This is a genomic window from Rhodococcus sp. IEGM 1351 (assembly GCF_030056875.1).
Taxonomy (GTDB): Bacteria; Actinomycetota; Actinomycetes; order Mycobacteriales; family Mycobacteriaceae; genus Rhodococcus_F; species Rhodococcus_F opacus.
The window spans coordinates 119,905-145,329 of sequence record NZ_JASHKU010000002.1 but is presented as its reverse complement, the minus strand read 5'-3'; the positions used below and the strand labels follow the sequence as shown (position 1 = coordinate 145,329).

Genomic DNA, 25,425 nt, shown 5'->3' with positions numbered 1-25,425 from the left:
GTTGCACCTCGACATGGACGCGTTCTTCGCGTCGGTCGAGCAGCTCACCCGGCCGACGCTCCGCGGCCGCCCGGTTCTCGTCGGTGGTCTCGGCGGACGCGGTGTCGTCGCCGGGGCCAGCTACGAGGCGAGGGTCTTCGGCGCGCGTTCGGCCATGCCGATGCATCAGGCCCGCAGGCTGGTGGGTCCGGGCGCGGTGGTGCTGCCGCCGCGGGGCCGCCTCTACGGCATGTTGAGCAAGTCCGTGTTCGACGCTCTCCGCGGCCCGATGCCGGTGCTCGAGCAACTGTCGATGGACGAGGCGTTCGGCGAACCGACCGAGCTGGCCGGGGCGGATGCGGCCACGGTGCAACGCTATTGCGAGGGACTGCGCGCCCTCGTGCTCGAGGAGACGGGACTGGTCGCGTCCATCGGCGCCGGGTCGGGCAAGCAGGTGGCCAAGATCGCGTCCGGTCTGGCCAAACCCGACGGGATCACGGTGATCCCGCCGGACGAGCAGCATGCCGTGCTGGACGAGCTTCCGGTGCGGAAACTGTGGGGCATCGGCCCGGTCGCGGAGGAGAAGCTCAAGCGGCTCGGCATCGAGACCATCGGCGGTTTCGCGCGGACCCCGGAATCGGAGGTGGCGTCCATTCTGGGCACCACGGTCGGACCGGGCCTGCACCGGCTGGCGCAGGGCATCGACAATCGGCCGGTCGCCGAACGCGCCGAGTCCAAACAGGTCAGTGCGGAGACGACTTTCGCCACCGACATCGTCACGATGGCCGAGTTGCGGGGTGCCGTCGAGTCGAGCGCGGCGTCCGCGTTCGGGCGCCTGCAGAAGGACGGCCGGGCCGCGCGGACGGTGGTGCTGAAGCTGAAGAAGGCGGACATGAGCATCGTGACGCGCTCGGTCACGCTGCCCTACGCGACCCTCGACCGTCAGATCCTCGTCGCGGCGGCGCAGCGGCAGGTGATCGATCCGCTCGAACTCGGGCCGGTGCGTCTGGTCGGGGTGGGATTCGCCGGACTGTCGACGGTCCGCCAGGGTTCGCTGTTCCCCGAACTGGACCTGGACGTCCCGGGCTATCAGGAGTCGAAGATCACGGAGGCGGGCCCCGACGACGGCCTCTCCGCGCCCACTCCCGCACCCGCCCGGGCGATCGACACGCGGTGGCATCCCGGTCTGGACGTGACGCACCCGGACTTCGGTCACGGCTGGGTGCAGGGGGCCGGCCACGGTGTCGTGACCGTCCGATTCGAAACGCGCACAACGGGTCCGGGGAAGGCGCGGACCTTCAAGGAGGACGACGTGCAACTCGAACGGGCCGATGTGGAAGGCTCGCTCGAGTGACCGGACCCACCGCCCGGACGACGGAGTGGAGACCGGCTCCACGAGAAGGTAGCCTCGGGCGCTGATGCTTACCCTTGGGTAACGTTGGCCCGGGTAGCGATAGATGCTCAGATCGTCCGAGAACGAACACCGAGAATGAAGAGGTTATTGAGTTGAAGCTTCGTAAGATCACGGTTGCCGGAGTAGCAATCGCCGCAGCCCTCACGATGTCCGCGTGTGGCTCCGACGAGAGCGACACGGCGACCAAGACCACGACGACGACTTCCGCAGCTGCCGAGACCTCGGAAGCCATCGAGGTGCCCACCGCGGCCGATCTCAACGCGCTTCTGGTGCAGGGCCTCGATCCGGCCACGCCGCTCGAGGTCAAGTCCGCCATGGTCGAGGGTTCGGAGCAGGATCCGGAGCTCATCAACCAGGTCGCCGCCGCCGCGAAGGCCAACAACGCCGAGGTCACCGTTCTCGACCCGGTCATCGACAATGGTGACGGCACCGCCAGCGGCCAGCTGCAGCTGACCGTCAACGGCCAGGTCCAGCAGGGTGGCGTTCCGGCCATCTTCGTTCCCGGCGAGAACGGAACGTGGAAGCTGTCGAAGATCACCGCATGCCAGATCGTGTCGCTCGCGCAGCTGACCTCGCCTGCATGCCCTGCCTGATTCCAGGCCGAACCGTGCGGTCCTGACGGATCGCCGCGTTCCCGCACCGATGCCGGTGTCCCCTCGGGGACACCGGCATCGGTCGTTCGTGGCCGGTCGGTTCAGCCGGCAGGTGCGGGCGCGAGCTTCGATACGGCGGTGCTCGTCAGGTCGCCGAAGACGCCGGCGTCGATCGGGTCCTGGCCCGTCGCGACCAGTTGGGTGACGGTGCTCCCGACGACGACCACCACCACGTCCGAGACCAGACTGACGCCCTCGCTGGTGGTGACGAGCCGGAACGCCACCGACGCGTCACCGGCGGGCTGCTGCTCGCGGCCGCCGACCCGGTACTGCACCTGCACGCCGTCGGCGTCCGTGCCGGCGTACTCGGTGCATCCCGCCAGCCGGTCCTGCACCACCGCGAAGGCCTGGGATGCGTCGGCGCCGGTGCCGTAGCTCGCCGCGTCCTGGTCGATGGTGGCGAAGTCCGGGCCGGTGAACCAGCCGGACGCCGACGCCACCGCGCCCGCACGCTGATCCGCGACGGGCGACAGCACCGCGCCGCATTCCGCGGGATCCGTGCTCGACTTGTCGGAGTCCGCCGACTCCGACGCCGGAGGCAGCCCCAGATCGTCCTCGGGGTCGGGCACGGGGGTGAATCCGACAGGAAGGTCGCCGACGTCGAGGAGGGCCGCCTTCAGTGCGGCCGGATCGGCGAACGGTGTGCCCGCCGCGTCCGGTGCTGCGGTCACCACCGGTCCGAGCGGCACAAGTGAGGCGGTGCCGCCGGCGTCGCCGGACGCGTTCGACGAGCACGCCGACAGCGCGAGCACGGCGAACAGGGAGCACGAGGCGGCGACGGGTCCGCGGCGCATCAGGAACCCCACCGGACCGAGTTCGACGTGGTCTGGTGCAGGCGGGTGGCGCCGTCGGGGTCGCTGTACTCCTGGTCGCCGCCCACGGTCACCGTCCCGGCGACGGGCAGCGGCAGGCCGAGGTCGACGGTCATGGTGCCCGAACCGTGCATCACGTACTGGTCGACGTTCAGCGTGCCTGCCTCCCCGGGCAGCTCCCAGACGGGGGACTTCGGCTTCTGGTCGATCGTGTAGTCGACGGTGAGGCGGTTGCCGTCCCGGGCGGTCAGGGTGGCCACGGTGGTCTGGTCGAGGGCGATGCCGCTCATCACCTGCTGACGGATCGTCCACTGGGCGCCCACTCCGACGGGCTCCGCCGGAAACGGGACCGTGCGATACACGGCCTGGTAGAACGCCTGCTCGATCGCGGAGCGCGCGATGTCCTGGGCTTCGGCGTCCGGACGCAGTCGCAGCGCGGTGATCGCACCGGTGGGGTCGACCGTGAAGCCGGCGCCCGAACCGGCGCTGGCTTCGAGCGCGCTGCCGAGGCGGTCGTCGGGGCTGGTGACGTCACCGAGCGTGAGGTCGACGGTGGTGCCGCCATCCGTGTCGTCGGTGGCCTGCCCGACGGCGGCGGTGAGGGGGAGTGTGATCTCGGGTGAGGAGAAGTCCTGGGCGGGCTGGTCGTCGATCTGCTGGAACACCTGCGCGCCGGTGGTCAACTGCACCTGCTGCGTGACCCCCGCCGGCGGTCTGCGTTGGATCACCTCGCGCGGCTCCTCGCCGGGCTGGATCAGTTCGACGGTGGTGGCGGAGATCGGGACGGTCACTTCGGCGGGAGTGGACGTGGACCCTGCGGGGTTCGACTCCGAGGAGTCGCCGTCACCTCCGCACCCGGCGGTCAGAGCGACCAGGGAGAGGGTTGCGGCGAGTAGGCAGAATCCGGGTCGCAGAGCTTTCGAGAACAGTGGCACGCCCCCAGGTTAGTGCGCGCGGGAGCGCGTGAACGGAGGCTTGCCTCCGTAGTGGATGATGAACGGGTGAGTCAAGACCCCACGGCAGAGAACGAGACCGACGCAGAAGACCGAAACGACGGTGACACGTCCGGCACCGCAGCGCCCCGGCCGGTGAAGCATCAGCGCAGGCTGCTGCTGTTCGTGATCGCCGGTGCCGTCCTGGCCGCGGACCTGTTGACGAAGATCCTCGCCGTCGCCAACATCGAGCCCGGCCGGCCGGTCTGGCTGATCGGGGACATCGTCTCGCTGCGGCTCGTGCGCAACCCGGGTGCGGCGTTCTCCATGGCCACCGGCATGACGTGGCTGCTCACGCTCGTCGCCGTGGGTGTGGTGATCGGCGTCGTCCGTATCGGCCGCACGCTGCGGTCGCCGTGGTGGGCGCTCGGTCTGGGGCTGGTACTCGGAGGCGCCCTCGGCAACCTCGTCGACCGGTTCTTCCGGGCGCCGGGAGTGATGCAGGGTCACGTCGTCGATTTCGTGTCCGTCGGCTGGTGGCCGGTGTTCAACGTGGCGGATTCCGGCATCGTGTGCGGTGCGATCCTGCTCGTCGTGCTCACACTGATAGGGCTGGAACCGGACGGAACACGTAAGGGGGTAGAGAAGTGAGGGAGACACGGTCGATGCCGGTCCCGGACGGGCTCGAAGCGATGAGGGTCGACGCCGGCCTCGCTCGACTGCTCGGTCTGTCGCGCACCGCGGTGGCTCAGCTCACCGAGGAGGGTTCGGTGCTCGTCGACGGCGCACCCGTCGGCAAGTCCGATCGTCTGTCCGCAGGCACCTGGCTCGAGGTGGAACTGCCGGAACCGCCGCGGCCGCTGACCATCGAGGCGGAACCCGTCGAGGGCATGGAAATCTTGTACGCCGACGACGACGTGGTCGCCGTCGACAAACCGGTGGGTGTGGCCGCCCACGCCAGCGTGGGCTGGACCGGTCCGACGGTGATCGGCGGTCTCGCCGCCGCGGGCTTCCGGATCTCGACGTCCGGTGCGCACGAACGCCAGGGCATTGTGCACCGGCTGGACGTCGGCACGTCCGGGGTGATGGTGGTGGCCACGTCGGAACGCGCCTACACACTCCTCAAGCGCGCATTCAAGCAGCGGACCATCGACAAGCGGTACCACGCGCTGGTGCAGGGTCACCCGGACCCGAGCAGCGGAACCATCGACGCGCCGATCGGCAGGCACCGCAGCAACGACTGGAAGTTCGCCGTCACCGCGGACGGCAAGCCCAGCATCACGCACTACGACACGGTCGAGGCGTTCCAGGCGGCGAGCCTGCTGGACATCCACCTCGAAACGGGCCGGACCCATCAGATCCGCGTCCACTTCGCCGCACTGCGGCACCCGTGCTGCGGCGACCTCACATACGGGGCCGATCCGCGGCTGGCGGAACGTCTCGGGCTGGAACGGCAGTGGCTGCACGCCCGGTCGCTCGGTTTCGCGCATCCCGCGGACGGGCGGTGGGTCGAGATCACGTCCAAGTACCCGAAGGATCTCGAGGACGCTCTCGGGGTTCTGCGGGCGAGCTGAGGTGAGGCGCCCGTACCCGGGCGGTACCGCGGTGCCGGCAGTGCTCACCGCCGTCGCCCTGATCGCGGTGACGGTCGTGCTCGGAGTACTGCACCCTGTCCGGCGGGCGCCCGTGTCGACGGACACGCTGGGCCCGGACAACGGGGAAGTGGTGGCCGACTACCTGGCCCGGGCGGACCGGTCGCTCGACGCGGCGGACGCGCGCCGCGAGCAGTGGGCGCTGGTTTCGTTCACGCGTCCGGTGACGACGGACGTCGTCCGGGGCGCCGCGTCCGGCACCCGGGTGTCGCAGGTGCTCTTCCGTGTGCCCCTGGACCGGGTGCAGACCCCCCTCGTTCCCGTGTCCGTCGCGGCAGGCGATGCGGCGCTCGCACGGGCGAGCGTCCTGGCCGCCGGACGCGCCCAGGCGATGACGGGCGAAACGGAGCGACAGGCGCAGATCGCGGCGGTGTCGTCGGCGGAACTCGCCCGGAACTGCGCGTGCGTGATCGGTGTCGTCGTCCGCGGTGATCACGAAGCCCTCACCGCGCTGCGGTCCGCCGCGGACGTCCGGGCGGTCGAGGCACTCGGCGCCGACGCCGTCGCCGGGCGATTCGCCGTGCGCCCGCTGCTGCCGGAGCAGGTCGAGATCGTCCGGCCCGGCCCCGACGACGGCATCGTCCCGGGGAGCGGTTCGTGAAGGCGAGGAAGGCGGAAACCGTGGGCGCCGCCTGCGGAGTCGGCGCCTACGTGCTGTGGGGCGCGTTCCCGGCGTTCTTCGGATTGCTCGGCCCGGCCGGGTCGGTGGAGATCCTCGCGCACCGGGTGGTGTGGACGCTCGCGCTCATGTTCGTCGTCCTCGCGGTCTCGGGCCGGCTCCGGTCGCTGCGCGGGCTGAGTGTGCGCACCTGGCTCCTGGTCTCGGCCGCGTCGACGGCCATCGCGGTGAACTGGGGCACCTATATCTACGGGGTCACCTCGGACCGGGTGGTCGAGACCGCGCTCGGCTACTTCATCAACCCGTTGGTGAGCGTGCTACTCGGGGTCGTGATCTTCCGGGAACGGCTCGTCCCCGCCCAGATCGTCGCGCTCGCGCTCGCCGCAACCGCGGTGATCGTGATCACCGTCGACTACGGGCATCCGCCGTACATCGCGCTGACCCTGGCCGCGTCGTTCGCCCTGTACGGGCTGTGCAAGAAGGTGATGCCGCTCGACCCGCGGACGAGCCTGACCGCCGAGGGAATCGTGGCCGCGCCCGTCGCGATCGGTTACCTCGTGTTCCTCGCCCTCACCGGGGCAGGCACGTTCCTCGGGTTCGGGATCGGTCACACCCTGCTGCTGCTGGCCGCGGGACCGGTGACCGCGCTGCCGCTGTTGCTGTTCGGCGCGGCCGCGCAACGGGTGCCGTTGCGCACACTCGGCATGCTGCAGTACCTGACGCCTGCGCTGCAGATGGCGTGGGGCGTCGCCGTTCTCCACGAGGACATGCCCGCGTCGCGGTGGATCGGTTTCGCGCTGATCTGGGTGGCACTCGCGATCTTCAGTACCGATGCGCTGGTACGGGTCCGGCGCGAGCGGCGAAATACCGAACCGTCCCAGGCGCCCGTCCAGTAACTCGCGTCACGACTTCTCCGACATCCGCCGTCGGCGACCGGTGCTGTCGGTCCGAGGGCCTACACTCGTGAGGCTCCCAGACCTTCAGAGAGGCGCACGTGGCTGACTCGTTCGTACATCTGCACAATCACACCGAGTACTCGATGCTCGACGGTGCGGCCAAGGTCGGCCCCCTGTTCGAAGAGGCCGAGCGACTGGGGATGTCGGCGGTCGGCATGACCGACCACGGCAACATGTACGGCGCCAGCGAGTTCTACAACGTGGCGAAGAAGCAGGGCATCAAGCCGATCATCGGCATCGAGGCGTACATCGCGCCCGAGTCCCGCTTCAACACCAAGCGCGTGCTGTGGGGCGACCGCAGCCAGAAGTCCGACGACGTCTCCGGTAGCGGCGCGTACACCCACATGACGATGGTCGCGGAGAACGCGACCGGTCTGCGGAACCTGTTCAAGCTGTCCTCGCTCGCGTCGATCGAGGGCCAGCTCGGCAAGTGGGCGCGGATGGACGAAGAGCTCATCGCCACCCACCACGAGGGCATCATCGCGACCACGGGATGCCCGTCCGGTGAGATCCAGACCCGGCTGCGACTCGGCCACGACCGCGAGGCGCTCGAGGCCGCTGCCAAGTGGCAGGAGATCTGGGGCAAGGACAACTTCTTCCTCGAGCTGATGGACCACGGACTGTCGATCGAGCGACGAGTGCGTGAGGGCCTGCTCGAGATCAGCAAGAAGCTCGAGATTCCGCCGCTCGCCACCAACGACTGCCACTACGTCACCAAGGAAGCCGCGGAGAACCACGAGGCGCTCCTCTGCATCCAGACCGGTAAGACGTTGTCCGACCCCACCCGGTTCAAGTTCGACGGCGACGGCTACTACCTGAAGCCGGCCGCGGAGATGCGCGCGCTGTGGGACGACCAGGTGCCCGGCGCGTGCGACAACACACTGCTGATCGCCGAGCGGGTCCAGTCGTACGACGACGTGTGGGCGCACCACGACCGGATGCCGATCTTCCCGGTCCCCGAGGGCGAGACGCAGGGCACCTGGCTGCGCAAGGAGGTCATGCGCGGACTGGACCGCCGGTTCCCCGACGGACCGCCCGAGGAGTACCTCGCCCGCGCCGACTACGAGATCGGCGTCATCCTCGAAATGGGTTTCCCCGCCTACTTCCTCGTCGTCGGCGACCTCATCAACCACGCGCGGGAGGTCGGCATCCGCGTCGGCCCCGGCCGAGGCTCGGCGGCCGGTTCGCTCGTCGCCTACGCGATGGGCATCACCAACATCGACCCCATCCCGCACGGCCTGCTGTTCGAGCGGTTTTTGAACCCCGAACGCGTCTCCATGCCCGATATCGATATCGACTTCGACGATCGCCGTCGCGGCGAGATGGTGCGCTACGCGACGGACAAGTGGGGCAGCGACCGCGTCGCCCAGGTCATCACGTTCGGCACCATCAAGACGAAGGCGGCCATCAAGGACTCCGCCCGAGTCCAGTTCGGCCAGCCCGGTTTCGCGATCGCCGACCAGATCACGAAGGCGCTGCCGCCGCCGATCATGGCCAAGGACATCTCGGTGTCCGGCATCACCGACCCGAACCACGAGCGCTACAAGGAAGCGGTGGAGGTTCGCGCCCTCATCGACTCCAACCCGGACGTCGCGAAGATCTACCAGACGGCCAAGGGGCTCGAGGGCCTGATCCGTAACGCCGGCGTTCACGCCTGCGCGGTGATCATGTCGTCCGAACCGCTGATGGACGCGATTCCCGTGTGGAAGCGCGCCCAGGACGGTGCCATCATCACCGGCTGGGACTACCCGTCGTGCGAGGCCATCGGCCTGCTGAAGATGGACTTCCTCGGACTGCGGAACCTCACCGTCATCGGTGACGCCATCGACAACATCAAGGCGAACCGGGGGATCGACCTCGATCTCGACACCCTCGCGCTCGACGACCCGGCCACGTACGAACTGCTCTCCCGCGGAGACACTCTCGGCGTGTTCCAGCTCGACGGGAGCGCGATGCGCGACCTGCTGCGCCGCATGCAGCCCACCGGCTTCGAAGACATCGTCGCGGTGCTCGCTCTGTACCGGCCCGGTCCGATGGGCATGAACGCGCACAACGACTACGCCGACCGCAAGAACGGGCGGCAAGAGGTCAAACCCATCCACCCGGAGCTCGAGGAGCCCCTGAAGGAGATCCTGGCCGACACGTACGGCCTGATCGTCTACCAGGAGCAGATCATGCAGATCGCTCAGAAGGTGGCCGGGTATTCGCTCGGACAGGCCGACATTCTCCGCCGAGCCATGGGTAAGAAGAAGCTCTCGGTGCTGGAGGAGGCGTATGCCGGCTTCCGCGAGGGCATGCTCGCCAACGAATTCTCCGAGCCCGCCATCAAGGCGCTGTGGGACACCATCCTCCCGTTCGCCGGGTACGCGTTCAACAAGTCGCACGCCGCCGGGTACGGCCTGGTGTCGTTCTGGACCGGGTACCTCAAGGCCAACTATCCGGCCGAGTACATGGCCGGTCTGCTCACCTCGGTCGGTGACGACAAGGACAAGGCCGCCATCTACCTCGCGGACTGCCGCAAGATGGGGATCACCGTGCTGCCGCCGGACGTCAACGAATCCGAGGTCAACTTCGCCTCCGTCGGTGAGGACATCCGGTTCGGCATGGGCGCCGTCCGCAACGTCGGCGCCAACGTCGTGGGCTCGATCATCAAGGCGCGCAAGGAGAAGTCCAAGTTCGTCGACTTCTCCGACTACCTCAACAAGATCGACGCCGCCGCCTGCTCCAAGAAGGTCACCGAATCGCTGATCAAGGCAGGCGGATTCGACTCGCTGGGCCATCCGCGCAAGGGACTCATGCTCGTCCACGCCGACGCCATCGACGCGGTGATGGGCACCAAGAAGGCGGAGGCGATCGGACAGTTCGACCTCTTCGGCGGCGACGACGCCGACGAGTCGATCTCCTCGGTGTTCAACGTGAAGATCCCCGAGGAAGAGTGGGACTCGAAGCACCGGTTGGCGCTGGAACGGGAAATGCTGGGCCTGTACGTGTCCGGGCACCCGCTCAACGGCGTCGAACACGTGCTGTCGGCGCAGTCCGACACCGCGATCCCGACCATCCTCGAAGGCGACATCAAGGACGGCACCCAGGTCACCGTCGGCGGGATCCTCGCGTCGGTGAACCGGAGGATCAACAAGAACGGTCTCACCTGGGCGTCCGCGCAGCTCGAGGATCTGACCGGTGGTATCGAGGTGCTGTTCTTCCCGCAGGCCTACTCGGTCTACGGGATGGATGTCACGGAGGACTCCGTCGTGCTCGTCAAGGCGCGAGTGTCGATTCGTGACGATCGGATCTCACTCATCGCCAACGACCTTGCGGTGCCGGATCTCTCGGCAGTGGGGGTCGCGAAGCCGCTGGCGGTCAGTCTGCCGCTGCGTCAGTGCACCAAGGACAAGATCGGCGCGTTGCGTCAGGTGCTCACGCGCCATCCGGGCACGTCGGACGTCCACGTGCGGTTGATCGGCGGCACCGAGGTCACGTTGTGGAAGGTCGACGACGTGCTCCGGGTGGAACCGTCGTCGGCGTTGATGGGCGATCTCAAGGCGCTGCTCGGACCGAGCTGCCTGTCCGTGTGACGGCTAGGGGCGCGGCGGGAAGAGGCGCCGCGCCCACCACACCACGACGGCCACCGCGGCGGCGGTGAGTACGGCCGCCTGCAGCGTCTGGGTGACGACGAGGATCGTGACGAAGACCAGCAGAGCGACGGCCAGCGCTTCGAGCTTGTAGAGGGGCCATTCGGCGCCGGCGATGTCGACGGTCCGGGCGGGGCCGCGGCGGCGAACCTCGCGGCGCACCCATGCGTCGTGTGTCGTCATCGCAGGTCACCTCACTGGCGCGGGTCGGGGGAGCGGACGTCCCCCGCGTGGGATCAGGGTACTCGGAACCCGGAGTTCGGCGCAACGAACAATCGGATGCGGTTCTTCGCATGTGCGCTCGTTCGGTGGAATCGGTGGCGCGTTGTCGCGGATCAGGTGTTGACTGGACGCATGCCACTCACAGGTGAATACGAGCCCAGTCCGTCCAAGTGGGCAGCAGATCAGGCCGAGTTGATGGAATCCACCGATGGAGCCGAGGGCACGACGCTGGGCGGCAGGCCCGTCGTCCTGCTGACCACGCGCGGCGCGAAATCCGGCAAACTCCGCAAGACGCCGTTGATGCGTGTCGAACACGACGGGACGTACGCGATCGTCGCCTCGCTCGGCGGCGCACCCAAGAACCCGGTCTGGTACTACAACGTGAAGGCCGAGCCGCACGTCGAACTCCGCGACGGCTCGACCACACAGGACATGGTGGCCCGTGAGGTGACGGGCGAGGAGAAGACCGCTTGGTGGGACCGCGCCGTCGCCGCGTTCCCGGACTACGCCGAGTATCAGAAGAATACCGATCGGGAGATCCCGGTGTTCGTGCTCGAACCCGCCTGACGCCCGCACTGCCGCTGTCCTTCGCCGTTCGACCGTCCCCCGACCGGAGGCCCGATGAGAGCGAAAACCGTTGCCGATCAGCTGGTACGTCAATTACAGGACGCCGGCGTCCAGCGGATCTACGGAATCGTGGGCGACAGTCTCAATCCCGTCGTCGACGCGGTCCGGCGGTCGGGTGGCGCGGCGAAGGGTGGAATCGACTGGATCCACGTGCGTCACGAGGAGGCCGCCGCGTTCGCCGCGGCAGCGGAGGCGCAGGTCACCGGCAAACTGGCGGTGTGCGCCGGCTCGTGCGGTCCGGGAAATCTGCACCTGATCAACGGTCTCTACGACGCGGACCGCTCGGGGGCGCCCGTACTTGCGATCGCGGCGCAGATCCCGAGCGAGCAGATCGGTCTCGGCTTCTTCCAGGAGACCCACCCGGACCGCCTGTTCGTCGAATGCTCCCGGTACGCGGAGCTGATCGGCAGTCCCGCCCAGGCGCCGCGCGTGACGGCGTCCGCCATCGCGCACGCGACCGCGCTGTCCGGTGTCGCGGTGATCACCCTTCCGGGCGACATCGCGGACCGCCCCGCCGACGGGAAGGCGCCGTCGGTGCCGCACACCGGCGTACCGGCGATCGTGCCCGACCAGGCCGACGTGCAGGCGCTCGCCGACGCCGTGAACGGGGCGGGAAAGGTCGCGATCTTCGCCGGCGAGGGCGTGCGGGAGGCTCGCGAGGAGCTGCTGAGCCTGGCCGACGCGATCGGTGCGCCGATCGGCCACACGCTCCGCGGGAAGGAATGGATCCAGTACGACAACCCCTTCGACGTCGGTATGACGGGACTGCTGGGATACGGGGCGGCCCACGACGGCATGCACGGCGCCGACCTCCTGCTGCTCGTCGGAACCGACTTCCCGTACAACCAGTTCCTGCCCGACGGAGTCCGCACCGCGCAGATCGACTGGGCCGCACAGCGAATCGGCCGGAGAACGAACGTCGACCTGGCCGTGCACGGCGACGTGGCGAGCACGCTGCGTGCCCTCGCCCCGTTGATCCGGCGGAAGGACGATCGCCGATTCCTCGACGACATGCTCGAGAAGCACCGGACGCTGATGAACAAGGTGGTCGGTGCGTACACGAAACCCGCGAAGCAGCGCATCCCGATCCACCCGGAATATGCGGCGTCGATCCTCGACGACCTCGCCGCCGAGGACGCGATCTTCACCACCGACACGGGAATGTCGAACGTCTGGACGGCGCGCTACCTGACGCCGAACGGGTCGCGGCGTTTCCTGTCCTCGGCCCTGCACGGATCGATGGCGAACGCCCTGCCGCACGCGATCGGCGCCCAGGTGTGCGCGCCGGGCAGGCAGGTGGTCTCCGTGTCGGGCGACGGCGGGCTGTCGATGCTGCTGGGAGAACTGGTGACGGTCGCGATGTACCGGCTCCCGGTCAAGATCGTGGTGTTCAACAATTCCACTCTGGGCATGGTCAAGCTGGAAATGCTGGTGGACGGGCTGCCGGATTTCGGGGTGGACGTCGCGCCCGTCGACTACTCGGCGGTGGCGTCGGCACTGGGCATCTTCGCCCGCCGGATCGAGGATCCGGCCGACATCGAATCGGGTCTGCGGCAGGCGTTCGATCACGACGGACCGGCGCTCGTCGATCTGGTCACCGACCCGCTGGCGTTGTCGCTGCCGCCGACCATCACGGGCGGGCAGGTCACCGGTTTCGCGTTGGCGCTGTCGAAGATGGTGATGAACGGCGGTGTCGGCGAGGCCGTGAAGATGGCGAAGTCGAATGTCCGCAACGTGCCGCGACCGTCCCAGTTCGATCCGCGCGGCTGAACCCGACTGGTATCCCATGGCTGGAGAGTGGGAACATATCCGGGTGTCCACATCGCCCGATACCGCAGCCCAGAACATCACCTCGCCCCTGACAGTGGGCGACATCGACGCTGCCATCGAGCGAATTTCCCACGTGATCGACGCGACCCCGCTGCAGCGGAGCGAGCGCCTGTCGTCGCTGACCGGCGCGAACGTCTACCTCAAGCGCGAAGACCTGCAGGTCGTCCGCTCCTACAAGCTGCGCGGCGCCTACAACCTCATGGCCCAGCTCGATGCCGGCGAGCGTGCGGCCGGAGTGGTGACGGCCAGCGCGGGCAACCATGCGCAGGGCGTCGCTTTCGCCTGCCGGACAATGGAAATCACGGGCCGCATCTACGTTCCGTCGAACACCCCCAAGCAGAAGCGTGACCGCATCCGCGCGCACGGCGGCGAGTTCGTCGAGCTGATCCTGACGGGGGAGACGTACGACGCCGCTGCCGCTGCGGCCGCGGCCGATGTGCGGCGGACGGGCGCGACTATGGTGGCGCCGTTCGACGACGCCCGTACCGCGGCCGGACAGGGCACCATCGCCGCCGAGATCCTCGCGCAGCTCGGTGCGGCCCCCGATTCCGTGCTGGTCCCGGTCGGTGGCGGCGGATGCATCGCCGGCATCGCCACGTATCTGCGTGCGCACGCACCCAATGCGGCCATCGTGGGGGTGGAGCCGACGGGGGCGGCGTCGATGACGGCGGCCCTGGTGGCCGGTGGGCCCGTGACGTTGACGGAGATCGACCCGTTCGTCGACGGCGCGTCGGTGAAGCGGGTCGGCGACCTTCCCTACGCCGTGGTGTCCGCCCTCGGCGCCGAGGTCGCGACGCACACGTCGCTGGGCCAGTCCGACCGGTCGACCACGATCCGGCTCGATCCCGAGAGCTTCGTGATGGCCAACCTCGACGAAGGTGCGTTGTGCACCACGATGCTCGAGCTGTATCAGAACGAGGGCATCATCGCGGAGCCCGCGGGCGCCCTGTCGGTGGCTGCCCTCGGCAACATCACGTTCGAGCCGGGTTCCACGGTGGTGTGCCTGATCTCCGGGGGCAACAACGACGTCTCGCGGTACGGCGAGATCCTGGAACGCTCGCTGGTGAATCTCGGCCTGAAGCACTATTTCCTCGTCGATTTCCCGCAGGAGCCGGGCGCGCTGCGCCGCTTCCTGGACGAGGTGCTCGGGCCCGAGGACGACATCACCTTGTTCGAGTACGTGAAGCGCAACAACCGGGAGACCGGTGCCGCCCTGGTGGGTATCGAGCTGGGGAAGGCCGAGGGGCTCGGCGACCTGCTCGAGCGGATGGAGCAGTCCCGGATGCAGGTGGAACGCCTGGAGCCGGGGAGCCCCGCGTACCGCTACCTCACCTGAGCCGCTACTTCTGCAGCAGCCGCGCGACCACCTTGTTGTACAGCTCGGGCTCGGGCATGGGGAGCCCGAGCAGTGCGGACAGGTAGATCCCGTCGCCGACGAGCCGCACGATCTCGGCCTGCACGGGGTCGTCGATCTCGCTCTGGAGACCTTCGTCCCAGCCGCGCATCACCTCGGTGACGGCTTTCTGGATCTCGTCGTGCTGACCGTCGACGCTCCGTAGCGCGGCGATGGTCGAACGATAGAGGGCGAGTTCCTCGGTGGTGCTCGCGTCGGGAACCTGCAGATACCACTCGGACAGCGAGGTGCCGCCGGAGACGGCGTCGGCGAGCTGGGCGTCCGCCCGTTCGCCGAGCCGGCGCACCATGGCGGCGAGCAGCGCTTCCTTGCTGGGGAAGTGGTAGAGCAGTCCGCCTTTGGACACCCCGGCCTCCGTAGCGACCGCTTCGAGGGTCACCTGGGCTATCCCCACGTCGAGCAGCAGCTTCTCGAGGGCGTCGAGTATTCGATCGCGCGTACCGGCAGCCATGAAGAGGGACTGTACCCGGGAAATAACTTTACCGTCCGGACGGTTCACGGTAATGTAACGGAACTGTACCGGCTGGACGGTTCATCACCGTGTCAGTCTCTCGAATCGGAAAGTCGCAGGAAGATAAATGTCTGTCTCCACGGATCGCGGGATCAACGACGCCTACGGCGCGCCAGGTCAGTCCTCCGCATCACGCCGAGACTGGCTCGGATTGGTCGTCCTGGCCTTCGCCGTCCTCCTGATCGCCGTCGACGGCACCGTGCTCGACCTCGCACTGCCGTTCATCAGCGCCGACCTCGAACCCAGCAGCACGCAGCTGCTGTGGATCATCGACGTCTACTCGTTCGTCCTCGCCGGCCTGCTCATCACGATGGGCACGCTCGGCGACCGGATCGGGCGGCGTCGCCTGCTGCTCCTCGGCGCCGCCGGATTCGGCATCGCCTCGCTGATCGCGGCGTGGTCGCCGACACCCGAGATGCTGATCGCGGCCCGCGTTCTGCAGGGAATCTCGGGTGCGACGCTGATGCCCGCGACACTCGGTCTGATCCGCACGATCTTCGTCGACCCGCGCCAGCGGACCCTCGCCATCGGCGTGTGGGGTGCGATGGCCGGTGGCGGCACCGCGGCGGGCCCGCTGATCGGCGGCTGGCTGCTCGAGCACTTCTGGTGGGGCTCGGTGTTCCTGATCAACATCCCCGTGATGCTGGTTCTGATCGCCGTGGGACCGCTCGTGATCCCCGAGTCGAAGGACCCCGCCCCGGGACGCTTCGACCTGCTCAGCGCGGCGCTGTCGATGACGACGATGCTGCCGTTGGTGTACGCGGTCAAGGAGACCGTGGTGCACGGTGTCGACCCGGTGCTCCTCGTCGTCGGACTCGTCGGCGTCGTGTCCGGTGTGGTGTTCGTACGCAGGCAGAAGGCGATGAAGGACCCGATGATCGACATCGGCCTGTTCGCCAAGCCGGCGTTCTCGACCGCCGTCCTCACCAATCTGCTGTCCATCTTCGCGCTGGCCGGTGTGCTGTTCTTCGGCTCGCAGTACCTGCAGTTGGTGCTGGGCAACAGCGCATTCGAATCCGGTGTGCTGATGTTGCCCGGCATGCTGATGAGCGCGATTACCGCACTCGCGGCGGCCTGGATGGTGCGCCGGTGGGCCACCTCGCACGTGCTCGGCGGCGGTCTCGCGATCGCGGCTGTGGGTGCGGCACTGATGCTCACGCTCGGTGTGGACGGCGCCCCGACGATGTTCGTGATCGGCTTCGGCCTCGCAGGCGCCGGTGTCGGTATCGCACTGACCCTGACGTCCGACCTCGTGGTCAGCGCCGTCGAGCCCGAACGGGCCGGCGCCGCCTCCGCGGTGTCCGAGACCGCATACGAACTCGGCATCGCACTCGGCGTCGCGGTGCTCGGCAGCGTCGTCATGGCGATCTTCCGGAACGGCCTCGACACGTCGATGCTGCCGCCGGAACAGGTCGAGCCCGCCCAGGGCACGCTCGGCGCCGCCGTCGCGGAGGCCCAGCACCTGCCCGAGGCGGCCCGGTCGGTGTTCCTGGAGTCCGCGCAGTCGGCGTTCGTCGACGGCATGCACGTCGCCGCCGGCGCGACGGCCGTGATCCTGTTCGCGACCGCCATCCTCGTCCTGCGGATGCTGCGCGACCGTCAGGGTGAGCTGTCGAGCACCACGAACGAGTGACCCGGTAGCACCGTCGCCGACGCAGTCTCGTCCTGAGTCGGCGGCTCCCACCACAGCACGGGGGAGCCGCCGACCGGGACGCTCACCGGTTCGGCGCCCAAGTTGCACGCGAGACGAAGCGCACCGCGGTGCACCACGATCCACTGCTCCGCCTCGTCGTAGTCGACGGACAGGTTCTCGAGCCACGGATCCGTCAGCTCGGCGCGGTCCCGACGGAGGTGCAGCAACGAGCGATAGCAGTCGAGCAGCCGGGCATGCGGTTCGCGGACCAGTTCGTCCCAGTCGAGCTTCGACCGCTCGAACGTCTCCGGGTCCTGCGGGTCGGGAACATCGTCCGTGCTCCAGCCGTGCTCGGCGAACTCGGCCTTACGCCCCTCCGCCGTCGCCCGCGCGAGTTCCGGTTCGGGGTGGGAGGTGAAGAACTGGAACGGGGTGCTCGCCCCCCACTCCTCACCCATGAACAGCATCGGCGTGAACGGCGAGCACAGCACGAGCGCGGCCTTCACGGCGAGCTGCCCGGAATCGAGATACGTGCCGGGACGGTCGCCGACCGCCCGGTTGCCGATCTGATCGTGCGTGCACGTGTACGTGACCAGCGAACTGGCCGGGGTCCGGCGGGTGTCCAGCGGCCTGCCGTGGGTGCGACCGCGGAACGTCGAGAACGTGCCCGCGTGGAACCACCCCTGGCGCAGGGTGTCGGCGAGGCAGGCCATCGAACCGAAATCTCCGTAGTAGCCCTGTCTCTCGCCCGAGACGGCGGCGTGGATGGCGTGATGCACGTCGTCGTCCCACTGGGCGTCGAGGCCGCAGCCGCCTGCCGACCGCGACGTGATCAGGCGCGGATCGTTGAGGTCGCTCTCGGCGATGAGCGTCAGCGGCCGCCTCAGGTGCGCGGACAGCCTGCGGGTCTCGATGGCCAGGTCCTCGAGAAGGTGGGTGGCGGTGTGGTCGACGAGCGCGTGGACCGCGTCGAGGCGCAGCGCGTCGATGTGGAACTCGCGGAACCACCGCAGCGCGTTGTCGATGATGTAGCGGCGGACCTCGCCGCTGTCCGGTCCGTCCAGATTGATGCTCCGGCCCCACGTGTTGGCGCCCTGCGCCAGGTACGGCCCGTACCGGTCCAGGTAGTTTCCCGACGGTCCGAGGTGGTTGTACACGGCGTCGAGGACCACGCCGAGACCGCGGGCGTGGCACGCGTCGACGAGGGTCTGCAGCCCGTCCGGTCCGCCGTAACCCTCGTGCACCGTGTACCAGAGAACCCCGTCGTATCCCCAGTTGTGGGTCCCGTTGAACCCGTTGACGGGCATCAGTTCCACGAAATCGACGCCGAGGGCGACGAGATGGTCGAGCTTGGCGACGGCAGCCGCGAACGTGCCCTCCGGGGTGAACGTGCCGACGTGCAATTCGTAGACGACGGAGCCGGCGAGCTGCCGCCCGGTCCACCGCGAGTCGGTCCAGAGGCTCTCGTCGAGCGTGTGGAGCTGCGACGGACTGTGGACTCCGTCGGGCTGGCGCGGTGACCGGGGATCGGGAAGCGGGGTGTCGCTGTCGTCGAGGACGAACGCGTACCGGGAATCCGGCGACGCGTCGACGTCGGCTCGCCACCATCCGTCCGGTGACGGGGTCATGTCGTGGCGTCGGCCGTCGACCTCCACAGAAACGGATTCCGGAATCGGGGCCCATACCTCGAATGTGTGCACCCGATCAGCATGCCTCGACGCGGCGGGCCGCGCAGGACAGTCAGCTTTCGGGCGTGCCGGAGTCCTCGACCTCCTCGATGATCTCGGCGCCGAGAACGGACAACCGGTGTTCCTCGGCGTCCTGCACGGTGCCGAAGTCCTGCTCCTCGAGTACGTTACGGTCCTTGTCGAGGTATCGATACGTAGCCATGTCCCCACGATGGCACACGCCGGCAGAGATGGCGGCGAGTCGGCCCTTTCGCCCCGGTTCCGGAAGTAGCAAGCTGGGAGTACGGACTCGAACGTCGCGAGGAGCAGACATGCACGTAGCAGTGGGAGACCGGTTGCACGTTCAGGGCAGGGTGGTCGGAGTGCACGAGACGACCGCCGAGGTCGTGGAGGTACACGGAGAGAACGGCGCACCGCCCTATCTCGTCCGGTACGACGACGGCCACGAGGCGCTCGTGTTTCCCGGATCCGATGCCTGGGTGGAACACCCGAAGTCGTAGGTATCGGGCGTTTCGCCTGGTCGATGCGCGGCGAATCGCTGTGCCACATTGGTTGCACGATTGATGTATCGAATGCGTCTATCGTGAGCCCATGCCCGAAACGGCCAAGAGGCCCTACAGTTCGCCGCTGCGAGCGGAATCGGCGCGCCGGACCCGTCTCCTCGTCCGGGACGCCGCGGCCCGGCTGTTCATCGACCGCGGATACGTCAGCACGACGGTGCGGAACGTGGCCGAGGCCGCCGGGGTGTCGACCCGCACGGTGTTCACCGCGTTCCCCGGTGGCAAGGCGGAACTGTTCCACGAGGTACTTCACGCCGCCATCGAGGGTGATACCGCCGCGGCCCACACGCCCGTGCCCCGGGACGGCGACCCCGTCGAACGGATCCTCGACCAGATGGTGGGATTCAGCACCGACGTCATGGAGCGGGCCGGGACCCTGATGACGACGTCGATCGAATCCTCGGGAGCGGACGACGACATGCGGCGGTTCGCCGACGAGGGGGCGCGGGCCTCGGCCGAGAATGCGATGACGCTCGCCGAGGGACTCGCCGCGCACGAACTGCTGCGTCCCGAGATCTCCGTCCAGCGGGCCGCCGACGTGCTGTTCACGGTCGTGTCGCCGCAGGTGTACTCGATGCTGCGCCGGCAGTGCGGGTGGGACGTCGACGAGTACCGGAACTGGGTGAAAGCGACGATCCGGGCGAGTCTGCTCCACTGATGGGGCGCGCCTACGGCAGCAGGATGAATTTGCCCGCCGCGTGCGGCTTCCGAAGATCGGCGTGCGCGCGCGCCGCCTCGGACAGCGCGTACGTGCGCGCGACGCGCACCCGCACGTCGCCGTTGCCCGCGAGGTCGACGAGGAAGACGCGGGCCCGCTTACGCGGTTCCATCCCGTCCGGCCCCCGCGCGCCGACGATCCGGAAGCCCGCTTCGGCAGGCCGGGGCCCGGGGACGGTCGTCACCAACCGCGACCGGTCCCGCACCAGTTCCACGGAGACGTCGATCGACTCGTCACTGCCCGCGGTGTGGATGACGGCGTCCACTCCGTCGGGCGCCAGGACGCGGACCCGATCGCCCAGACCGGCGCCGTAGGACACGGGGGCGGCGCCGAGCGACCGGACGTAGTCGTGGTGCTCGGGGCGCGCCGTGCCGATGATCGTGGCGCCGCGGGCACGCGCCAACTGCACGACGAACGACCCCACGCCACCGGCCGCTCCGTGCACGAGCAGCAGGTCGCCGGCGCCGACGTGCGCCGTGTCGAGGGTGTCGACCGCGGTGGCACCCACCGCGAGAAGTCCGGCAGCCTCGTTCCACGGCAACGACGCCGGTTTCGGGATCACCGAATCACCGGACACGACAAGTCGATCCGCGTACGACTCGGACACCGGATACACGATCACCTCGTCGCCCACCGAGATCGGGCCCACCGGTCCCGCCGCGGCGTCACCCACCTCGGCGACGACGCCCGCGGCCTCGCTGCCCAGCCGCAAGGGCAGGGCGTCCGGGTCGGCGCCGAACGCGCCGCTGTAGAGCTTGTAGTCGATCGGGTTGACCCCGATGGCGCGAACCTCGATCACCACCTCGCCGGGGGCGGGATTCACTGCCTCGGCGTCGACGAGCGCGAGGACCTCCGGCCCTCCGTACGCCCGGGCAACCACACGGCGCGACATACAAGAGCCAGTACCCCTGTGAGCACTTGTTAACCGCGGGCGGTTAACAAGTACTCACAGGGCCAGAAGCGCAACGGGATAGCGGGAGAACAGTGTCGACGTGTCGACTCGGCCGCCGGTGTACGTCGCGGACGTGAGCAGGTCGGTCCAGGTGCCGTCCGGGAGGGAAACGGTGGTGTCGCCCCAGCCGCGTTGCTCCAGGCCGACGGTGTGCCGGGTGGCCAGCGCCACGACGTCCGCGGACGACCCCTGGGGGCCGCGGGCGAAACCGATCAGATGCTGCGCCGCGGTCCCCGACGCGAAGACCGGCGCATAGGTCCCGCCGACGAAGCTGTCCGGACGTTCCCGGCGCAGGCGCAGAGCCGTGCGGACGACGTGCATCTTCGCCGCGCCCGTCGCATCGAGCGGAGGAGTGCCGAGTCCCGCGAGCACGCTCCGTCGCACGTCGTAGTCGACGGGACGGCGATTGTCCGGGTCGACGAGCGAGTCCTCCCACAGCTCGGTTCCCTGGTACACGTCCGGGATCCCCGGTCCGCACAGCTGCAGGAGCTTCTGGCCGAGCGAGTCCGACCAGGCGTGCGGGGCCAGCTGGGTGCACAGTGAACCGAGCGCCTTCCCGACCGTGCCGTCGATCACCGTGTCCAGCCAGCGGTGGAGGTCGCTCTCGAAGTCCTCGTTCACGTCGTGCCACGACGTCCGGGTTCCGGCCTCACGGACCGCTTTCTCCGCGTAGGCGTGGACGCGGTCGCGGAAGTCGGGCACGTCGCCCGCAGCGCGGCCGTCGACCGGCCACACCCCGAACAGGTTCTGCCACAGGAACAGTCCGGTGACGGGATCCGGGCTGGGTGCGATGCGTTCCCACTGATCGACGCATTCGGCCCACAGGTCCGGCACCTGCGACAGGATGCCGATCCGGGCCCGGACGTCCTCCCCGCGCTTGGTGTCGTGCGTCGAGAGCGTCGTCATCGCCCGCGGCCACCGGGTGGCTCGCTCGGCTGCGGCCAGGTGGAATTCGGCGGGGGAGACGCCGACGTTCGCCGGATTGCCACCCACCTCCTGCAGTGACACCAGCCGGGCGGTGCGGTAGAACAGGCAGTCCTCCACGGACTTCGCCATCACCGCACCGCACACCTGCTGGAATCGGGTGGCCGCCTCACCGCCGGCGATCAGGGCGGCGGCGAGGGCGGACAGCGCGTCGGACCGTTGCGGTTCACGCCGCAGGACGTCACCGATCACGCGCTTCGCCAGCCCGGCCAGCGGACTGTAGTCGGACCGGTACACGGGCATGGCCGCGACGACGTCCGCGACGGCGTCACGCAGGTCCGCATCGCCGCAGTCGGTGCCGGTCTCCGCGCGGATCGCACGGACGAGGCGCCGGACCTCGGGGTCGAGGATGGTTCCGGCGACGTCACGTTTGATCGCGGTTTCGTGCTCGTGAATCCACGTCGCGTCACCCCGGTCACCCGTGCGGGACGCCGACAGGGCAGTGAGCGCGGGAGCTCCTGACGTGTCGACGAAGATGCCGCCGAGTTCGGCCAGTGCGTCGTAGCCGGTGGTGCCCGCGATCGGAAGGTGGTCGTCCAGTGGTTCGGTGTGGCCGAGGATCTTCTCGATCACGAGCCACCGGTCCGCGCCGATCAGCCCGCGCAGCCGGTCGAGATACTCGGCCGGATCGGACAACCCGTCGGGATGGTCGATGCGCACTCCGTCGATCAACTCGTCCGCCACCCAGTTCCGCAGTTCGCGGTGCGCGGCCTCGAACACGCGCGGGTCTTCCTGGCGGATACCGGCCAGTTCACTGACCGCGAAGAATCGGCGGTACCCGATGAGCCCGGAGTCCCACGGGACCAGGCGGTAGGACTGCGCGTCGTGCACCGACGCCGGTTCGGCCGCGTCGGTGCCGGGGGCGATCGGGAACCGGTGCTCGTAGAACGCGAGCAGGGGCTCGGGTCCCGAGCGGTCGACGGTGAGGGACTCGAGATCGGCGTCCGATCCGAGGACGGGCAGCGCGAGTCGCCCGCCCGCGCCGTTGTCGTCGCTCCAGTCGATGTCGAAGAAGTCGGCGAACTCGGAGCGGCGACCGTGCGTGAGGACGTCCCACCACCACGCGTTCTCACGCGGATTCGCGACACCCACATGGTTGGGGACGAGGTCGACGACGATGCCCATGCCGCGGCCCCGCAACTCCTGGGCCAGCGCGGCCAGCGCCTCCCGCCCGCCGAGCGCCGGGGACACGCGGGTCACGTCGGTGACGTCGTAACCGTGGGTCGATCCGGTCGTGGCCGTCAGGATCGGCGACAGATAGACGTGGGAGATCCCGAGGTCGTCCAGGTAGTCGGCGACGGCGGCGGCGTCCGCCAGGGTGAAGCAGTCCCCGCGCAGTTGCAGTCGGTACGTGGCCGTGATCGACATCGTCGTCCCCGGCTCAGGCGGTCCGGCGCAGCACGACCAGCGACCGGGCCTCGACCTGCAGCGAATTCCCGGCCTTGATCACCGCTTCCTTCGCCCCCGTCGGGACGGCGGTGTCGAGCACGACCGCCCATTCGTCGGCGTAGTCGGAGTTCGGCGTGGAGAACTCGATCTCTTCGTCGTGCGCGTTGAAACACAGCAGGAACGAGTCGCCGACCACGCGCTCGCCGCGGTGGTTGGGTTCGGGAATGCCCTCGCCGTTGAGGAATACCGCCAGCGACTTCCCGAAACCGCTGTCCCAGTCCTCTGGGGTCATCTCCTCACCGGCTGGGGTGAGCCACGCGATGTCGCGGGTCTGGTCACCGCTGCGGATGGGTGTGCCCTCGAAGAACCGGCGACGACGGAACACCGGATTCTTCATGCGCAGTGCGATCACCCGTTTGGTGAACTCGACCAGGTCGGCGTTGGAGTCCGCCAGCGACCAGTCCATCCACGACAGTTCCGAGTCCTGGCAGTACACGTTGTTGTTGCCCCGCTGGGTGCGGCCCATCTCGTCGCCGTGCGCCAGCATCGGCGTCCCCTGGCTCAGCAGCAGGGTGGCCAGGATGTTGCGGCTCTGCCGCCCGCGCAGATCGAGGATCTCCGGATCGTCCGTCGGTCCCTCGACGCCGCAGTTCCAGGACCGGTTGTGGCTCTCGCCGTCGTTGTTGCCCTCGCCGTTGGCCTCGTTGTGCTTCTCGTTGTACGACACCAGGTCGCGCAGGGTGAACCCGTCGTGGGCGATGACGAAGTTGATGCTCGCGCCGGGGCGGCGCCCGGTCGCCTCGTAGAGGTCGGACGAGCCGGTGAGCCGGGACGCGAATTCGCCGAGCGTCGCGGGTTCGCCGCGCCAGTAGTCGCGGACCGTGTCCCGGTACTTGCCGTTCCACTCCGTCCACAGGCCCGGGAAGTTGCCCACCTGGTACCCGCCCTCGCCGATGTCCCACGGTTCGGCGATGAGCTTGACCTGGCTGACGATCGGATCCTGCTGGACGAGGTCGAAGAACGCGGAGAGCCGGTCGACGTCGTGCAGTTCACGGGCGAGCGTGGACGCGAGGTCGAACCGGAATCCGTCGACGTGCATCTCGGTGACCCAGTACCGCAGCGAGTCCATGATCAGTTGCAGCGTGTGCGGGTGCCGGGCGTTGAGACTGTTCCCGGTGCCCGTGTAGTCCATGTAGTGCTCGGCGTCGCCGTCGACGAGCCGGTAGTAGGCGGCGTTGTCGATGCCGCGGAACGAGATGGTCGGACCGAGGTGGTTGCCCTCGGCGGTGTGGTTGTAGACGACGTCGAGGATGACCTCGATGCCCGCCTCGTGGAACGAGCGGACCATCGCCTTGAACTCCGACACCGCGGCGCCCGGCTTCTCCGCCGACGAATACCCGGTGTGCGGGGCGAGGAAGCCGAAGGTGTTGTAGCCCCAGTAGTTCCGCAGCCCCTTGTCGAGCAGCGTCTGATCGTGCATGAACTGGTGCACCGGCATCAGTTCGATCGCGGTGACACCGAGGTCGACGAGGTGGTCGATGATCACCGGATGCGCGAGGCCCGCATACGTGCCGCGAAGCTCTTCAGGCACACCGGGATGCGTCGCCGTCATGCCCTTGACGTGGGCCTCGTAGATCACGGTGTCGTGGTACGGGTGTTTCGGTGCGCGGTCGGCAGCCCAGTCGAAGAACGGGTTGATCACCACCGTCGTCATCGTGTGGCCGAGCGAGTCGTGTCCGGGCAGTCCCGGCGTCGAGATGTCCTCGGGCTCCGCTGCGAGCTCGGCGGCGTCCTCGGCCTCGATGTCGTCGTCCGAGTCGACGGCCTCGACGGCATCCTCCGATTCCTCCGGGGCGGGCTCGGCGGGCGCGTCGATGTCGTAGGAGAACAGGGACCGGTCTCCGTCGAACTCGCCGTCGAATGCCTTGCCGTAGGGGTCGAGGAGGAGCTTGCTGGGGTCGCAGCGGTGCCCGGCCGCGGGATCCCAGGGACCGTGGATCCGGTACCCGTACCGCTGACCGGGAACGACGGTCGGCAGGTACGCGTGCCACACGTAGCCGTCGACCTCGTCGAGGCGTACGCGCGTCTCCGTGCCGTCCTTCGCGATCAGGCACAGGTCGACCGCCTCGGCGACCTCGGAGAACAAGGAGAAGTTCGTCCCGGCCCCGTCGTAGGTGGCGCCCAGGGGGTAGGCGCTGCCGGGCCACACGGGAATGGGCGTGGTGCCGGTCGACTCGCTTGCTTCCAT

General features: G+C 68.6%; 22 protein-coding genes. 13 read left to right on the top strand and 9 right to left on the bottom strand.

Annotated features, from left to right (window positions below):
- The first annotated feature begins 13 nt into the window (after positions 1-13).
- Together QM806_RS03655 and QM806_RS03650 are read left to right on the top strand one after the other, a co-directional pair.
- Positions 14-1,333 carry a DNA polymerase IV gene (locus tag QM806_RS03655; protein WP_240960514.1) on the top strand — a complete coding sequence of 440 codons (1,320 nt, stop codon included), beginning with the start codon at positions 14-16 and terminating at the stop codon, positions 1,331-1,333.
- A 152-nt stretch (positions 1,334-1,485) separates the two neighbouring features.
- On the top strand, positions 1,486-1,986 hold the full coding sequence (locus tag QM806_RS03650) for a WKL family lipoprotein (RefSeq protein ID WP_005247603.1): 501 nt from the start codon (positions 1,486-1,488) through the stop codon (positions 1,984-1,986).
- Positions 1,987-2,087: 101 nt separating this feature from the next.
- Here the strand turns inward: QM806_RS03650 and QM806_RS03645 are convergent, their stop codons facing one another.
- Positions 2,088-2,840, bottom strand: coding sequence for a sensor domain-containing protein (locus QM806_RS03645; RefSeq protein WP_043793866.1), 753 nt, complete (start codon positions 2,838-2,840; stop codon positions 2,088-2,090).
- Positions 2,840-3,793 carry a hypothetical protein gene (locus tag QM806_RS03640; RefSeq protein WP_005260231.1) on the bottom strand — a complete coding sequence of 318 codons (954 nt, stop codon included), beginning with the start codon at positions 3,791-3,793 and terminating at the stop codon, positions 2,840-2,842. The genes QM806_RS03645 and QM806_RS03640 overlap by 1 nt, the downstream gene beginning before the upstream one ends.
- 51 nt (positions 3,794-3,844) lie before the next feature.
- On the opposite strand from QM806_RS03640, the gene lspA reads away from it, so the two are divergent.
- The 5 genes from lspA to dnaE all read left to right on the top strand — a co-directional run bounded on the left by lspA (position 3,845) and on the right by dnaE (position 10,592).
- The gene (lspA, locus tag QM806_RS03635; RefSeq protein ID WP_169694893.1) at positions 3,845-4,441 is read left to right on the top strand and encodes a signal peptidase II; all 597 of its coding nucleotides are present in this window, start codon (positions 3,845-3,847) and stop codon (positions 4,439-4,441) included.
- On the top strand, positions 4,438-5,364 hold the full coding sequence (locus QM806_RS03630; RefSeq protein ID WP_005260233.1) for an RluA family pseudouridine synthase: 927 nt from the start codon (positions 4,438-4,440) through the stop codon (positions 5,362-5,364). The genes lspA and QM806_RS03630 overlap by 4 nt, the downstream gene beginning before the upstream one ends.
- 1 nt (position 5,365) lies before the next feature.
- Complete coding sequence (locus QM806_RS03625) at positions 5,366-6,043, top strand: hypothetical protein (protein ID WP_169694896.1); 678 nt, start codon at positions 5,366-5,368, stop codon at positions 6,041-6,043.
- Positions 6,040-6,957 carry an EamA family transporter RarD gene (gene rarD, locus QM806_RS03620; RefSeq protein ID WP_005574447.1) on the top strand — a complete coding sequence of 306 codons (918 nt, stop codon included), beginning with the start codon at positions 6,040-6,042 and terminating at the stop codon, positions 6,955-6,957. The genes QM806_RS03625 and rarD overlap by 4 nt, the downstream gene beginning before the upstream one ends.
- Positions 6,958-7,055: 98 nt before the next feature.
- A complete protein-coding gene (gene dnaE / locus QM806_RS03615) occupies positions 7,056-10,592 on the top strand; it encodes a DNA polymerase III subunit alpha (RefSeq protein ID WP_005260238.1) in 3,537 nt (1,178 codons plus the stop codon).
- A gap of 3 nt (positions 10,593-10,595) precedes the next feature.
- Here dnaE and QM806_RS03610 read toward each other — a convergent pair whose 3' ends face one another.
- Complete coding sequence (locus QM806_RS03610; protein ID WP_005260239.1) at positions 10,596-10,832, bottom strand: hypothetical protein; 237 nt, start codon at positions 10,830-10,832, stop codon at positions 10,596-10,598.
- Between the two features lie 171 nt (positions 10,833-11,003).
- Here QM806_RS03610 and QM806_RS03605 point away from each other — a divergent pair, with 171 nt between their 5' ends.
- Genes QM806_RS03605 through ilvA form a run of 3 tightly spaced genes read left to right on the top strand, consistent with a single transcriptional unit; the run spans position 11,004 to position 14,664 of the window.
- The gene (locus QM806_RS03605) at positions 11,004-11,438 is read left to right on the top strand and encodes a nitroreductase family deazaflavin-dependent oxidoreductase (protein ID WP_005260240.1); all 435 of its coding nucleotides are present in this window, start codon (positions 11,004-11,006) and stop codon (positions 11,436-11,438) included.
- A gap of 54 nt (positions 11,439-11,492) precedes the next feature.
- Positions 11,493-13,268 (top strand): pyruvate dehydrogenase, encoded by a 1,776-nt coding sequence (locus tag QM806_RS03600; RefSeq protein ID WP_283290355.1) that lies wholly within the window; start codon positions 11,493-11,495, stop codon positions 13,266-13,268.
- Positions 13,269-13,311: 43 nt separating this feature from the next.
- On the top strand, positions 13,312-14,664 hold the full coding sequence (gene ilvA / locus QM806_RS03595; protein ID WP_039951284.1) for a threonine ammonia-lyase IlvA: 1,353 nt from the start codon (positions 13,312-13,314) through the stop codon (positions 14,662-14,664).
- Between the two features lie 4 nt (positions 14,665-14,668).
- Here the strand turns inward: ilvA and QM806_RS03590 are convergent, their stop codons facing one another.
- Positions 14,669-15,193, bottom strand: coding sequence for a TetR/AcrR family transcriptional regulator (locus tag QM806_RS03590; RefSeq protein ID WP_005260248.1), 525 nt, complete (start codon positions 15,191-15,193; stop codon positions 14,669-14,671).
- A gap of 127 nt (positions 15,194-15,320) precedes the next feature.
- Between QM806_RS03590 and QM806_RS03585 the strand changes: the two genes are divergently transcribed.
- A complete protein-coding gene (locus QM806_RS03585) occupies positions 15,321-16,886 on the top strand; it encodes an MFS transporter (RefSeq protein WP_005260249.1) in 1,566 nt (521 codons plus the stop codon).
- Here QM806_RS03585 and treZ read toward each other — a convergent pair.
- Both treZ and QM806_RS03575 read right to left on the bottom strand, forming a co-directional pair.
- Positions 16,853-18,586 carry a malto-oligosyltrehalose trehalohydrolase gene (gene treZ / locus QM806_RS03580; RefSeq protein WP_005563003.1) on the bottom strand — a complete coding sequence of 578 codons (1,734 nt, stop codon included), beginning with the start codon at positions 18,584-18,586 and terminating at the stop codon, positions 16,853-16,855. The two genes, QM806_RS03585 and treZ, sit on opposite strands and share 34 nt — an antisense overlap.
- A 40-nt stretch (positions 18,587-18,626) precedes the next feature.
- On the bottom strand, positions 18,627-18,776 hold the full coding sequence (locus QM806_RS03575; RefSeq protein WP_005260252.1) for a hypothetical protein: 150 nt from the start codon (positions 18,774-18,776) through the stop codon (positions 18,627-18,629).
- Between the two features lie 109 nt (positions 18,777-18,885).
- Here QM806_RS03575 and QM806_RS03570 point away from each other — a divergent pair, with 109 nt between their 5' ends.
- Together QM806_RS03570 and QM806_RS03565 are read left to right on the top strand one after the other, a co-directional pair.
- Positions 18,886-19,074 (top strand): DUF1918 domain-containing protein, encoded by a 189-nt coding sequence (locus tag QM806_RS03570; RefSeq protein ID WP_005563004.1) that lies wholly within the window; start codon positions 18,886-18,888, stop codon positions 19,072-19,074.
- A 91-nt stretch (positions 19,075-19,165) separates the two neighbouring features.
- Positions 19,166-19,792 (top strand): TetR/AcrR family transcriptional regulator, encoded by a 627-nt coding sequence (locus tag QM806_RS03565; RefSeq protein ID WP_005563005.1) that lies wholly within the window; start codon positions 19,166-19,168, stop codon positions 19,790-19,792.
- A 10-nt stretch (positions 19,793-19,802) separates the two neighbouring features.
- Here QM806_RS03565 and QM806_RS03560 read toward each other — a convergent pair whose 3' ends face one another.
- Genes QM806_RS03560 through glgX form a run of 3 tightly spaced genes read right to left on the bottom strand, consistent with a single transcriptional unit; the run spans position 19,803 to position 25,425 of the window.
- Complete coding sequence (locus QM806_RS03560; protein WP_005563006.1) at positions 19,803-20,744, bottom strand: NADP-dependent oxidoreductase; 942 nt, start codon at positions 20,742-20,744, stop codon at positions 19,803-19,805.
- A gap of 54 nt (positions 20,745-20,798) precedes the next feature.
- The gene (gene treY, locus QM806_RS03555; RefSeq protein ID WP_054248059.1) at positions 20,799-23,156 is read right to left on the bottom strand and encodes a malto-oligosyltrehalose synthase; all 2,358 of its coding nucleotides are present in this window, start codon (positions 23,154-23,156) and stop codon (positions 20,799-20,801) included.
- Positions 23,157-23,169: 13 nt separating this feature from the next.
- Positions 23,170-25,425, bottom strand: coding sequence for a glycogen debranching protein GlgX (gene glgX / locus QM806_RS03550; RefSeq protein ID WP_005563008.1), 2,256 nt, complete (start codon positions 25,423-25,425; stop codon positions 23,170-23,172).